10 protein-coding genes are annotated in these 13,743 nt (G+C 55.3%); 9 read left to right on the top strand and 1 reads right to left on the bottom strand.

The features are described from left to right. Positions 1-20: 20 nt before the first annotated feature. The 7 genes from ACWHYZ_RS10470 (at position 21) to ACWHYZ_RS10500 (ending at position 9,877) form a co-directional block, all read left to right on the top strand. Positions 21-1,967 carry a hypothetical protein gene (locus tag ACWHYZ_RS10470; protein ID WP_447987197.1) on the top strand — a complete coding sequence of 649 codons (1,947 nt, stop codon included), beginning with the start codon at positions 21-23 and terminating at the stop codon, positions 1,965-1,967. A 28-nt stretch (positions 1,968-1,995) separates the two neighbouring features. After that, positions 1,996-4,017: a hypothetical protein gene (locus tag ACWHYZ_RS10475; protein WP_447987198.1), complete on the top strand. Its 2,022-nt coding sequence runs from the start codon at positions 1,996-1,998 to the stop codon at positions 4,015-4,017. A gap of 27 nt (positions 4,018-4,044) precedes the next feature. Next, positions 4,045-4,731 (top strand): hypothetical protein, encoded by a 687-nt coding sequence (locus ACWHYZ_RS10480; protein WP_447987199.1) that lies wholly within the window; start codon positions 4,045-4,047, stop codon positions 4,729-4,731. 62 nt (positions 4,732-4,793) lie between these two features. After that, positions 4,794-6,296 carry a hypothetical protein gene (locus tag ACWHYZ_RS10485; RefSeq protein ID WP_447987200.1) on the top strand — a complete coding sequence of 501 codons (1,503 nt, stop codon included), beginning with the start codon at positions 4,794-4,796 and terminating at the stop codon, positions 6,294-6,296. A gap of 18 nt (positions 6,297-6,314) precedes the next feature. Then, a complete protein-coding gene (locus tag ACWHYZ_RS10490; RefSeq protein WP_447987201.1) occupies positions 6,315-6,956 on the top strand; it encodes a hypothetical protein in 642 nt (213 codons plus the stop codon). A 90-nt stretch (positions 6,957-7,046) separates the two neighbouring features. Then, on the top strand, positions 7,047-8,606 hold the full coding sequence (locus ACWHYZ_RS10495; protein WP_447987202.1) for a hemopexin repeat-containing protein: 1,560 nt from the start codon (positions 7,047-7,049) through the stop codon (positions 8,604-8,606). 71 nt (positions 8,607-8,677) lie between these two features. Then, positions 8,678-9,877, top strand: coding sequence for a hypothetical protein (locus ACWHYZ_RS10500; protein ID WP_447987203.1), 1,200 nt, complete (start codon positions 8,678-8,680; stop codon positions 9,875-9,877). A gap of 30 nt (positions 9,878-9,907) precedes the next feature. Here the strand turns inward: ACWHYZ_RS10500 and ACWHYZ_RS10505 are convergent, their stop codons facing one another. After that, entirely contained in the window at positions 9,908-10,594 is a 687-nt protein-coding gene (locus ACWHYZ_RS10505; protein ID WP_447987204.1) for a response regulator, read from the bottom strand. Positions 10,595-11,092: 498 nt separating this feature from the next. Here ACWHYZ_RS10505 and ACWHYZ_RS10510 point away from each other — a divergent pair, with 498 nt between their 5' ends. Beyond that, positions 11,093-12,268, top strand: coding sequence for a hypothetical protein (locus ACWHYZ_RS10510; protein WP_447987205.1), 1,176 nt, complete (start codon positions 11,093-11,095; stop codon positions 12,266-12,268). Positions 12,269-12,494: 226 nt separating this feature from the next. Further along, the gene (locus ACWHYZ_RS10515) at positions 12,495-13,598 is read left to right on the top strand and encodes a hypothetical protein (RefSeq protein WP_447987206.1); all 1,104 of its coding nucleotides are present in this window, start codon (positions 12,495-12,497) and stop codon (positions 13,596-13,598) included. Positions 13,599-13,743: the final 145 nt, after the last annotated feature.

Here is a 13,743-nt window from a genome sequence, read left to right on the forward strand (position 1 = left end):
GGATTGTAAAGGAGGTTCTTATGTCTCATTCAAGATTTCAACAAATCGTCTGGTCCGGTGTCATGGTGGTGGCATTCTGTGCCATCGCCCTCCTGACGCCGGATCGTGCCGCAGCTGTCCGGCTTGATGACGATAATAAAGTCGATATCGTTCTGAAGGACGGACTGACGGTCACCCTCTATGGGGAAGCGACCGATTCCGGAGCGAAAAGCAACAAATACTATTATCTCCCGATGAACCTCCATCTGTCGCAACGACCTGATGGCACCCCGGAATTTCTGTTTCTCAAATTCACCACGGAGGCGAGTGGAGGAGTCAGCGGCGCCTTGATGCATTTTCTCATGACGTGGGATCTATCGCCGGCCCAGGAGCAGGAATTGAGAAGCAAACTGAAAGCCCAGGTGCGCAACGCGGAACTCGCCGGAGCGGTCCCGCTCACGCAGGATACCGCGAACGGGGGGTCGTTCCAAATCGTGTCCGCCACATTGAGCGATAAGGGATTGGCGCAATCGGTCGTCACCTCCGGCAAAGCGCCGTTGGTTCCGGGAGGGAAAGCGGCGGCCGCATCGAGGTTGTCGGCCGATGGCGCACAGTTGTTGGCCGCCACATTCGAGAAAGCGCGCTCCATCACGGATCTCTCCATTGCCTTGAATTATGGCTACGAAACGATTGCGCCGGCCGCGAAGGGCACCATCACGTTCGACTGGTCAAAACTGGAACAGGAATCGGAATCGTTGCGCGCCGAATACACCCGAAAGAAAACCGGCACGCGGAACACTTCGGACTGTTTCATGATTTTTTGCGCGTCGTCGAGCCGTCCGACCTACTCCTATTCGTATGACGAAGTCCGCAACCAATACAAATTTCTCGAAGAGAAACAGATCGTGAAGCTGGACTGGATGGAATCGAAAAACGATGAGCGATTAGCAAAAGTCCGCGAAGCCTTTTTCCAGTTCTTCCTGACCTCCATGACAGAAAAGACGCAACAAGCTCAGGAAGCTCCGCCCCCGGCTGCGGAGAAGAAAGATGAGAAGGCTCCGGATATTCGCCAGGGTGACGGCTATCGCTTCAGCCAGAGCTCGTTCAAGAAAAACCTGCAGAAGAAAACGCAGGTTATGAGTCTGAGCGCCCGCATGGCATACAAATCGGAGTTCCAGATCGTCGGGAACCTGGCCAGCTGGTACAACGGCGTCCGGGACAATCCCAAATGCGTCGCCGCCGTGAACCTCAACGATCGCTTTTTCCAACATCGCGACATTCATTTCATTCTCGATCTCGACGGCAAGGAGATGTTCGATGAAGCCGTCAATTATGTCACGGTCAACGTCCGGAAACTGCGCGACCAGGGAACGCCTTTCGAGGACCGCGTGACGATCGATGCCAAGTACATCAAGGAGAAAGGCATCAACGCCACTGTGACCTATGCGCGTGGAGAGGATAAGAATCCAGACAGCTATCAGTGGATGGCGCAATGGAGTCTCAAGGGCGGCAAGGTCTATCCGGAGAAGCCGGAATGGGTCAACGGCACATTTGAAGGCGTCACGCTCAAGCCGCCCGTCGTTCCCCGCGTTATTGAAGTGGAAGGAGATCTGGAGCAGATGAAAGCCAGCGACGTGAGCCGCGTGACCGTGCAAGTCCACTATCCTCAATTCGGCCAGGAAGCAGAGGAGAACATTGCAATTTCTCCGGCACAGAATCAGCCCTTGATGTCGCGCAAAATCTTTACGGATCGCGAGAGCAAGGGGTACGTGTATCGATTGGTCATCAATCACAAAAACGATGGGAAACTTGTCCTGAAGTGGAGTGATCCCATGACCGACAACTACATTTACGCCAAGATTCCGGATGAGGTCCTCAAGGATGCGACCGCGAAAAACGAAGCAAAGGAAGCCGGGAAGACTATCAGTACCTCTTCCACAGAAAAGGTCCTGGACGATCTGTTATCGGGACCGGCGGAGCCCAAGTGATAAAGGTGAGAACAGAAGGAGCAGAAGCATGAAGTCCAAGACATGGAATCTGGTCATATGTGCGATCGGATTGTCACTCGCCGTCGCACTCCCCGCGCAGGCGCAGCAAGTGCTGCTGGACAAGCCCGTCAAGGCCGGTGAATTGACGGTCTTTCCGGATCTGAACGATGAAACCGTCTACTACTACGTGTCTGACAAGCCCCGATTGTCCATCGATGCCAACGGCCAGCCGCAGTTTTCATTTCTGCGATATGTGGACAATGTGCGGACGGGAGCCGATCAGCCTGAAGCCCGTGAAGGGGACGGTGGCGGCATCGTCCATGCGCTCGTGAGCCTGTCGGTCTCGCCGGATCAAATCCGGGATGCGCAACGCGCGCTTCAACGGCTCAAGCCCGGCGCAAAAATTAATGGTCCGGTTGTGTTCCGATCCGGCAAGTTCGGCCTTGTATCCTCTTTCAAAGATCCGGATGGAAAGCTGTCGACGAGGGTAGTCGGTCTTGGGAATGCGCCGATTCTCGATGGAGAAAAGGCCGCTGTGTCGATGCAGCTGACCAAACAAGGAGCCAAGATTCTCTGGGAATCATTTCACACGGCGGCGCCGGACATCAGCTTTAGCTTCGAGATGGATATGGCCGGCTATCGCTCACCGCAACGAGCGGTCGTCGAAGCGAACTTCGATCAGATCTACGAACATCAAGCATTTGGGGCGGGAGTTGCCTCGACCTATCTCGCCGCGGAAATCAAGGGGGCGTTTGACGATCTGAAGCGGCAGGGGGCCATCAAGCTGACCCAGGTAGGGGAAAACGAAAAGTTAGAGGCGTTGATCACGACGGCTTACAACAAGATCGCCGACTTGATGTTCAGTCCTCTAGGTGGAACGGGAACGCCTTCGCTGGACAGTATGACTGCAGCGACAAGCGGACAGGGAAGTCTGCTGGATCGAGCGACCACGTTGTTGCAACAAAGCCGCCAGGATGCCCGGACAGAGAATGAGCGCATCCGGGCGGAAAACGAGCGAATCCGGGCGGAGAAGAAAAAAGCTGAGCAGGAGCGGCGGGCCGCGGAAGCGACCCGCCGGCCTCAGACTCCTGTCGCCGCTACCACTGAAAAACCACCTGCCAACGCTGAACAGGATCGACCGGCAGCCACTGTCGATACCCCTCCACATTTAGTCGGCACTCATCCCTTCGGGGCACGTCCTGGCGATCCGGTTGATGAGCCGCGGGCGGAAAAAGAAGAAGTCCCTGTCCCTTCCTTTGCAGTCGTAGCGGCGTTTGAGATGAAGAAGGTGCACCAGCAGGGCGTGTTCAAAGTTGATCTTAATAAATATACGGCAGACCACATCACGCTGCGCTTTGACGAGAATATCGGAGATCTTCGCCAATATCTAGATAAGCCGGACATCTTTCGCGACGTCAATCTGGATGATCCCTTGTACCGTCAACGCGAGATCGTCGTCTCGTTGGACGGTTTGAATGGGCCCGACTTCGGGAAGTATGTGAACTTTGTCTCCGTCCAAATGCGCAAACAGCACGCGGAAGGTGCCGTGACCACGGATGAGGTACGGATCGATCGGGTCAACTACACGAAAGAGGGCAACCAGTTCAAACTGCTGTATGGGTGGAAAGGCGACAATGATCGGCGCCGGTGGGAAGAATTCGAGTACCGGCCGGTATGGAGCTTTTTCGGAGGAGGGACAATCGAAGAAAAATGGCAGAAGTGGACTGCGAACGGCATTGCCGTGAAACCCCCCTATACCCGTCGGCAGGTGGACATACAAGGAGATCCCAAGGCCGTTGCGGATGCGGGCATTCGTTCCATTACGGTCCGCCTGTTCTATGACTTAGCCGGGAAGCAGCAGGTCAAACAAGTCACGTTGAATGTCTCGAAGGGGCAGTTGTCGGAGCAAGTCGAATTTATGACTCCTCCCGACACGACAGAGTACGACTATGAAATCGTCTGGCAACTGAAGGGGAATCGGACCGTGTCATCGGGCCGTAAAACAAACTCGACGGGATTGTTGTTCGTCGATGAGTTGCCGACGAGTTGAGCACAGACAGGGAGGAGGGAAAGGACTATGAACGAACCAAGACGACGCTTACTCATGGCCCTGTTGCTCATGGGTACGGGTATGGTGCTGTGCGCGGCGTTGGACGGCCGCGCACAAAATTTCAGCGGTCTGAACGGACAAGAGCTGCAGGCGAGGAAGAATACCGAAGCCGATTTAGGCGTTCTGCTCGGAGGTCTCTTCAATAAAGGCAATAAGGTCTCCGGGAATATTACGCGAGTCGTGGTTAAGCATGATAGCGAACGACAACTGGTGCTGTCGGTAAGCTCCTCGCAATTGGACAATAAAGTGTTGTGGGGTGAGTTGCGTGATCAGGATGGAAAGCGCCAGACGCAGATTCTCACCTCCTCGACGGTCGTCCCCGCCGGGTCGACCTCAACAGACCTTGTCTTCAATCTCGATGAGAAATTGCCCAAAGAAACACAACTGAACTCGGCGTCGGTTCAGCTCTACGTTGCAAGTTCCTCGAACTCCCCGCCGGGACTGGTTCGCTCCTATGACATTGCCAAAAAATGGCAAATGGAAATCCGACCCGAAAACATCGTGACGATCATCGCGCCGCAGCCGATCGAAGAGGCGGCTCAGCTCACTGAACGTCCTGTCATCACCGTCATGCCGGCGAAGAAACTCAGTCCCCAAGTCATGAGAGAAGGCGCGCTGCTCATGCCGAAGCTCATGCTTCCGGATCGGAGATAAGAACACGTTCGTCGCAGCTCTTTGAAGCGGCACACAGGGCTGGATAGAGAAGGAGGAGGGTCATGTTCGGACTTTTGTGGTTACCTGCGCTGATGATGGCCACGATGGGGCTCACCGTTGTGGAGGTGGTGGCGGCCCAGGTTCAGAAGGACAGGGCCGTGATGATGCGGCCGGAGAGGGTTCAGTTGAAACCGGACGTGGTGAACCCGCGAACGTTACAGGTGGTGTCACCCTTCGTCTATGGACTGCGAAAAGAAATTACCGACAACAGCGGCCAAGGGCCGAATTTCGATAAACCCATTACATTGATCAGTACGATCAGCACAAGCCGTTCTATCGATCTCGAACTGAAAGACGTCCTGAATATCTTCGAGGATGTGTACCCGGACAAGAATCCCAATAGCGGACTGTTTTACTTTCTCCCGCGCCTCTATCGGCTCGACTGGGAAGCGGACCAGGGGTATGGCATGCGTATGATGTACAACGCCGCTGCCAAGGAAGGCCAGGCCGGCGAGGTCCTCATCACGGCACGATTAACGGCCAGTGTGGATGCCGCCGAGATACAGCTCGCACGGGATTTGCTCGTCGCGGCTGGTCAGCAGGTCAAGGCATTGCGAGCGGTGCCGCTCGCCGGACCGCCGGAAGTGTCTCTATCTGGCGGGCTGAAAACCCTCTTTAACGTTCCCTCGGAGAAGATTAGCACCAATCCGACATCCGAGGCGCTGGGAGAGATTGACATTGCGTGGGTCACGGATACGGTCACAAAAGAAAATATCGAATTGGCCCTGACCGAACAGGTGGGCATCAGCGGCACACTGACGTTTACGCCGGCCGGCGCGGCCACCCGCAAGCCTCAGATTCCCATTAAGATCACGATTGCGGATGCCGATACGCTGGGCCGCTTTCGTTGGACCCGGGACCAGAACTGGCGGAACGGCGCGCCGTATCCGCTTCGCTTGAAATATCTGCATGCCCTGATTCTGAAAGACAATAAGGTGCCCATCATTTATTCCTGGGGCCTTGGCAATGCCGCAATCATCCCGACGGCGCAGGTCCAATGGGACGCGAAACGGATCCCTTCGTGGGTTGAGAAAGAAGCCAAGCGCGTATGGATCGACTATGCCGTCATGCCGGGGTGTGAGGAGTGCGATAAACACGTGGTGGCGAGCATCACCAGCGGGGTCAGCAACATCAAGGCGTCCACGATTGTCTTTGAGACGATTACCCCGTTGGCCGATACCGGCGCCTACAAACTACTTGTGGCCGTGCGGTCCTCCTATCTGAACCCGCGCGCTCAGGAGCTACAAGTCTTGCCGGATCTGTCCCTGAGCAAGGACGAACAGGAGTATCGCAGCGGCGCCGTATATCTGGAAAATCGCTCAGAAAGCGCTTCAAGCCCATCCGATCCCATTTTCGAGTATCAGCTCTCGGTCGTCATGCGAGACGGGGTTGTGCATCAATCAACGCGATGGATCCCGAGCCAAAGCCTTCGTGTGCTCATCGGATCCGCGCAAATCAAAGCAGCGTTGGGATTTGTACCTGGGAAGGAACCATCACAGCCGTAATGGCGGAAGGAGGATATCATGAACGTTCGCACAGCACTCAGCATGGCGCGTCTCTCGCTGGCCGTACTCGCTCTGGCCGGCTTAGGCGGATGCGCGGACCTGACTCTAGACCAAGTCGTTGACGTATTGACGCGTCGCCCACCTGCGGGGACACAAGGTACGCCCGCGGCACCGCCAAGCGCGCCGCCGCCCACGACGGCAGGTGTCCCCACACCATCGCCGGCGAGCACGCCGACGCCTTCCAACACGGCGACATCGCCCGCGGAACCGGCGACCACCGCCATGGACGACCTTCTCGGCACGTGGATGAATATGGATGCCAATACACGCGGCATGACGAAGCTCGTAATCACGAAAGTCGACAATCAGATAGTCGGTCTGCGTGGCTACGGCAAATGCTCGCCGAGCGACTGTGATTGGGGCGCGATTACGACGTCCCTGTCACAGCCATGGACGGTCGGCCTGTATCAGTTTGGTTTCAAGGAGACTCGGATTTCTTTCAGACGTACAGGTGACCAGCTGCAAGTCCAAATGAACGACCATTATACGGACCGGAGTGGACGTCAGGATCGAAGTGAGCAGTATACGTTTGCCCGAACGCCGGACAGGAAGATTCGCCCTCAGATCTTGATGGCTCCCAGGGTGTTGTCTCCCAAGTGAAGAGTAGATAGTCGTGCTTTCAGTCGTAAGAGAGCGTGCGGTGTGTGCTTTCGCTCTGTGTGTGCTGTGACTATCACAAGGAGACCTCACGTGCGACATTATCAATTACTAGTCCTGTGTCTGTTCATTGCCGTATCGCCTTTGGCCTATGCCGGGGACACGCTCGAGGAGTACGCGCAGAAATGTGATGCGGCCATCGGCGTGACCGTCCCCGATTTTAGCTGTGATGATGGAACGAAAGTTCCGACGACACATCATACGAATGCCGATGGGAGTCCGGCCTCGTATCGGCCGCAGCGACCATGTGATCGGCCCAACCAGCTCAATCAAGAATGCGATCCGGGTAGCCGATTTCAGGTGTTGAGCAGCGATGCAAAATCCTATGTGGTCGCCCATTGCCGGAAGCAAGGCCATGCTGCCGATGATGGGAAATATAAAGACATCGCGGTCATCCAGCACAATCTCGAGAATGGCGCAACCTGTTTCTATCAGGCGCTTGCAGAGGATCTCAATGGGAAGGACGTCAAGGCTCCTTCCAAGGGAATTGGGGCATGGCCCTGGAAGACGCCCGCACAAACGGCGGGCATTGGCTGTGGAGGCTGCCACGACAACGGGGCCATTCTTCGGTCCCCGTATTTGTCTCAGGTCAAGGGGGCGGATGGCCGGCCACTTCTTCCCGGTGCAGGAGAGGCATACACGTTCAACAGTCCCGGTGACCCCTATTACTTTGTCGGAAAGGATTTCGCATCATGGAAGGCCTATACGATCGAAGTCGGCGGCAACAAGTGTAACGAGTGCCATCGCATGGGCGTCAATAATCTTAATCTCCCGGATGCCAAAGGCACCGCTCGGGATTTCGGTCTCCGTGCCACGGCTGCGACACTCCCGAACAAGAACCCCCTGTCTGCTGCTTCACCGATGTGGATGCTTCCTGGCCAAACCACCCATGACGCGGCTCATGCCGCCGCCGCTCAGGCGATCAAAGACTGCGCAGATAAATTCAAGGCTAATTCACCTTTGCCGAACTCGGACGCCTGCAGCATTACTCAATTCGCCGGCGCATGGAAAATCGCGGCAGTCCGGTGGCAAGGCAATACCGCTTACTTTTTCAAGGGGGACCGATATATTTCCTACGATGTCAAGACCAATACAGTCAGTGCCGGCGATCCAAAGTCAATCGCCAGTGACTGGTCGGGATTGTGGTCTGGCGGTATTGATGCCGCACTGATGTGGGGGAATGGGAAGGCCTATATTTTTAAAGGACCCATGTATGTTCGATATGACATGAACGCGAAGAAAGTTGATCCCGGTTATCCGAAGCCTATCGCGCCGGCCTGGTCCGGTGTGTGGGCTGATGGAGTCGATGCGGCCGTTCCCTGGACCAACGGCAAGGTCTATTTCTTTAAAGGCGATCAGTACATTCGGTACGACGTGAAGGCTGACAAAGCCGATGCGGGCTATCCAAAGCCTATTAAAGACAGTTGGCCGGGCGTGTGGGAAGACGGGATCGATGCGGCCGTGCTGTGGAATGCCGACAAAGCATACTTTTTTAAGGGCGAACAATATATGCGATACGATCTGAAAGCCAACAAAGTCGATGCCGGTTACCCGAAGCCGATCAAGGGGAATTGGCCGGGAGTCAAATGGTAAACGAGGATGGTGCTGCACGATCTACGATCCGCTGCAGTGAGAACTACATTCTAGGTAAACCGAGGAAGCGAGTGAACGAGATACGAGGCCGCGCGCCGCAGTGGATATTATGGCTTCTAACCGTGGTTCTGACTGCAAGCAGCTCGTCGGTATTTGCCCAGCCTGATCTGAAAACCGGCAGACAGGCGGGTTCCCTCACCGTGTATGGAGACGACCGCCGTCCGGGGCTCTATTATTATGCGCCGAACGAGTTGAGCCTCGCTGAGCTCTTACCGGGTCAACCCGATCTGCACTTTCTTCAAATGCGCTACACGGGGACCATGGCGGCCGGCGATCAGGGCAACATGGTGTACCGGAGTCTGCTACAGTTCCGCGTCGTGATGCCCCCGATCGGAGCCCAGGAGCTCCAAGCGGTGAAGCGCATGCTGGCGACGAAGAACGGCAGCGTCGAATTACGCCCCCTTCCGATTCGCCGCATAGAGGCAGTCTTGGTCTATGCTCCTCTGACGCGCGACGCGCAACAATCGACCGCCCAACAACTCCCCGCCGGACACTTTCAGGAGGCGGAAGACGAAAAGGAGGCCCGGTCGGACGTCTATTGGACCGAACGAATCTACACGCTGGCTCTCGATAATGACACGTCACAATTATTCTGGTCGGCCTTGCAGCAGGGACAGGTGGTTTTGAGTGTCGGCTATGCCTTCATGGCGGATGGAGTCGCGAATGAACCGCTACAGGTAAAACTGACAGGACCGGCCGAACTCGCCGATGCTTTGCGCGCTCGTATTGACACCGGATCGACGGATCCTCGGCAGATGCCCGCGTTTGCCATTCGGGCCGGGGCGTTCGCCGTCACGGTCGATGCTATAAAGTGGCCGGATCTCTTCAAACGAGTGGATATTAATGAACGCATGCCTCCTGGCTATGCCGCGCTCGACGTCTACTGCTATGATTTTCAGAAGCAAGAGGCAGGCATTTATGAAAAGCGTGTCGACATTGAAGCGGATGGAGTCGGAGGGCGTCCAGTGAGTATCCAGGCGAGGTTTCAGCGTAAACAGCCTGATATCTATGCGAGGAGCCTCCGGTTTCCTTTTGCTGTCCGATTAGATCGTCCATACCGGTATCGAGTGGTGACGATCTTGAGCGATGGCCTGATTCAGGAAACACCGTGGCAGGTCCGGACAAGTTGGACGCAATTGCTCGATGTCACCGCAACAATGGAAGGCCATGTCGACGATGATTCCGATCGTCAGCGCGGAGCGAGCCACTAGAGGGGAGAGGGTCTCATCACACGGAAAGAGTTATAGACCTGCTGCACGTTGACGAGCGAAGAGGCGAGCCTGGGCATACGCTGATTGAATATCGGCAGTTGTCCCATTTGCCTTAGCTTGCAGGAGATGGATATGCGCTTTCAGCCGCTCCAGAGACATTTTTAATTCGGTGACGGTCAAGCGTTTGAGATGTCTCGGCCCCACAATGCGTTTCGCAAGGACGGGATTCTGGATCGGAACGGGACGGCCTTGTGCATTGTCCAGGATCTGTTGCATCACCACCATTTGCCTGCGCGCTCGGGCGATGAGTAGCTGACGCGCCTTGATGCGCCGCAGGCAGCGATGGATGATGAGCGCCTGTCGAATCCGCTCCGCCAAGAAGGTCGGACTTAGCGGTTTTAAGATCACATCATAAGCCCCGGCGCTTAGAGCATTCAGCACACCAGGAGGGTCCAAGTATCCCGATATTAGCAGCACGGGCGTATCGGGATATCGAGTGGTGACGGTCTGTAACAATTGCCATCCGTCCATGATGGGCATACGAACGTCGCTCATGATGACACCATACCGGCGCATGGCTAACTCCGAGAGGGCGGCTGAGGCGGAATTCACCACTTCGATCGGAACGTGTGGCAGCCGTCTCTGCAACAGCGGTGGCAGGGCTTCCAGCAGACTCGGATCGTCGTCAATCAGCATAATCGGGCGTTCGTGATTCATGCGACGGCACTATAGGGATCACCCGCTTTGCCGACTATCCTAATTTATTCGACACGTCAAATGGCTCTGAATGTCTAGAGCTGAATCGGCATATGTATAAATCTGAAAAATGTAGTGTTATCAACTTTATCCGTACGAGATAGATTATCATGACCCTAGTTTTACTAGAGCCATAAAATTTATCGTTGGTGCGGTGACCTCAACAGGATTGTAGCCGGCTAGCAAGACGGACGATGTTACCAAACCGTAAGTCACCACTGGACGTCCCACTTCGCATCACCTATCCAGACGTGCCGACAATTCCATTGACTTCCTTTTCCTCATGACTCTATTCCACACACTAACGACAAAATTTGTCGCTTCCTACGATAGCAGAAGACCCCCTCGCAGCGCGTTCGCCTTGATTACACGCGCCGGTGGGCTCTCGTGAGAGTCTGTGGCGGTTGGCATGGCATATGCGTAGGAAATAAACCTACATATCCTTTACCGGACGTCACTATGCCATTTTCGCTTCCCTTCCAGGCACCGGCACGTCGGACTGTTATCCTTACCATGATGGTGATGTTCCTGAGCCCTGTTCCCACGCACGCTCAGCAGGCGTCACCTGATAACATTACAAGCCATACGATTACTCGCGTTGGAGAGTTCCTTGCGCTTCAGACAACCATCAAGCAGCCGCAAGGGGTTCTGACTCCGTTTCAACCCCTGTTTGCCGGCCATGTAGATACGCAACCCGTGGTGGGCATGCGCCTGAACAGCTCTTTTCTCGATGGAAACCTCAAAGGGGAAGCAGAACTTCAAGACAACAATCAAGGCACCTCGAAAATTTCAAACCAATGGGACCATCGTAACGTGCGGGTCAACCTCACTGGACAAGAGGGTGCGTGGCGATATGGGGCCAACTACCGGACAACGGGAGCCGCCTTCGGCCAGCTTCCAGATCAGGGGCTTCAAGAAGTATGGTCAGAATGGTCGTCGACAATTCTCAAAGTGAGGAGTGGTATCACTCAACGGTGGGATAACCTGCTCAAAGATCCGACCCGCCCGCGCAACAATACGTTGGAGCACAGGACCGGCATTACGTTGGCCAAGCCAGATTGGCCGCAGCTCAACCTTTCCTATATCCACGACGACTATGGAACCTCACTCATTCCGGAGAACACTGCCCGCACCCGCACAGGCGTCGATCGGTATGAAACCTCGCTGCAGTTCACCCGTCACGCTTGGTCGGGCAAGATCACGTCATCCTACTTTACGGCTACCGATCTTCAACAGGCGATGCGAACCAGTGGGCAGACGTATGCGCTTCAGATTGACTATCGTCCCTCGGACCGTCTGGCCATCACTCCCATTGTTAGCCTACGCCAAGATTATCGACCTTCAAGCGCGGCGCTCGTCAACACGCAATCCGCTTCTCTCAACGTATCCTACGGAGTTATGCGAGGTGTACAATGGAATACAGGAGGCAGCTTTGCCAGCATGACGAGCGATAATCAAACGATCAAAGGGGAATCGTCGCGAGTCAAGACATCGTTGACATGGCTGTGGAAGGAGACCGCCACCGCTCGGACCACTCTGACCCTCGATGCAGGATTCAGTGAGGATGTCGATCGCGTGACGAGTATTGTCACGACTAAGGGTGAGGCGCTCTTCCGACTGCAAATCTTCTCCTGATCACTAGTCGTAATGTGACGGCGTCTGGGCGCTCATCCCTCCCATATCATCTTATTCGCCGCTGGATCCCACTCAGTCGTCCGTTCCAGCAACGTCCTGTCGCCGTCTCCACTGTTGCAAAGTATCATCGGAATACGATGCAGCGCTCTGTTACAATCAATTATAGTCACTGAGATGCTCACTCAAGCGCTCCTCCGACGCGTCCCAGATTAAGGCACGGACAGCGATGGAAAACACGTTCACGTTGAGCGTGATGAAAGGGACGTGTTACGCGTTGTTTGCTTACGATATCGGTCTCTCCATCAATCTGGACGAGGCTGAACGTCACATCACCGCGATCAAGCAACGCAGCCGTATCCGCCATAAGCGTCGAGCGCCACAGTACTTTGACTATCGCCCCGCCCCCTTGCGCGTGACCCAGGGAGTCGAACCGCTCGCGCTTGCTGAATTTCGTACCGCGACAAGCGTCGATCTGGTTATCTACGACTTCGGGTCCGTATCCGTCATCTATAGCATCCCGCTTGAAGGGCCGTTTCCACGAGTCCTGGCATTAAGCCAAGTGCTCTATGAGAATGTCCTGTTGTTGGCCGACTCCCGCCAGCGCGTGGAAGACCTCCAGAAAACGATCGAAAGTATGATCGAGCGGCCGACGATCTCCGACTCCGTCGAGGACTATGTGATCTACCATCTGGACGCGCTCCCACCGGCTGATCTGGACCAATATTCTGAAGATATTGCACGCGTGCTCCGTTCCGAAGAAAGTACGTTGTCCGAGCAGGAGGTCCGCGAAGCCACGTCCTGCTGGGTCTCGTTCGGGAAGGAGGATGCGGCGATTATCGATTGGAACGCCTCATTGCTGTTCGGGGCCGACATGGAGGATGTGCAGGCGGTCTTAGAGTTTGCCAATGTAGAGTTGTTGGAAATGCGTTTGCTCGACCAACAATTGGATGATGCCCTCGATCAGGCATATGACGCGTTGTCCAAGCGAATGGAACGCCGCTTCAAGAGACCTGGAGCTTTTGAAGCGGACCTCCGCCTTGTTGCGCAGCTTCAGGTCGACAGTGCCATTATGTTTGAACGGGTCACAAACACGCTGAAGCTGATCGGCGATCAATATCTCGCCCGCGTTTACCGTGTGGCGTCGGACCGGTTCCACCTGGCGGCCTGGGATGCAGGGATTCACCGCAAACTGCAAACGCTGGATAGTATCTATGGAAAGATGGCGGACCGCGCAGCCACACGACGGATGGAAGTACTGGAGTGGATCATCATCGTGTTGATTGCCGTTTCTATCACCATTTCATTGCTCCCCGGATTATCCAGCCATTAAATGCTTGTCCGGCACGGCTTCCTGACTTCGAATTTAACGAGAGTTAACTTGGCTGCAACGTGTCTGAAACACGCATGCGCTACAGTGCAAAGTAGATGAGAAGCAGCTAGGAGTAGGATCGGTCTACATCAAACACGAACCGGAG

The sequence above is a fragment of the Nitrospira sp. Nam74 genome, assembly GCF_965152615.1.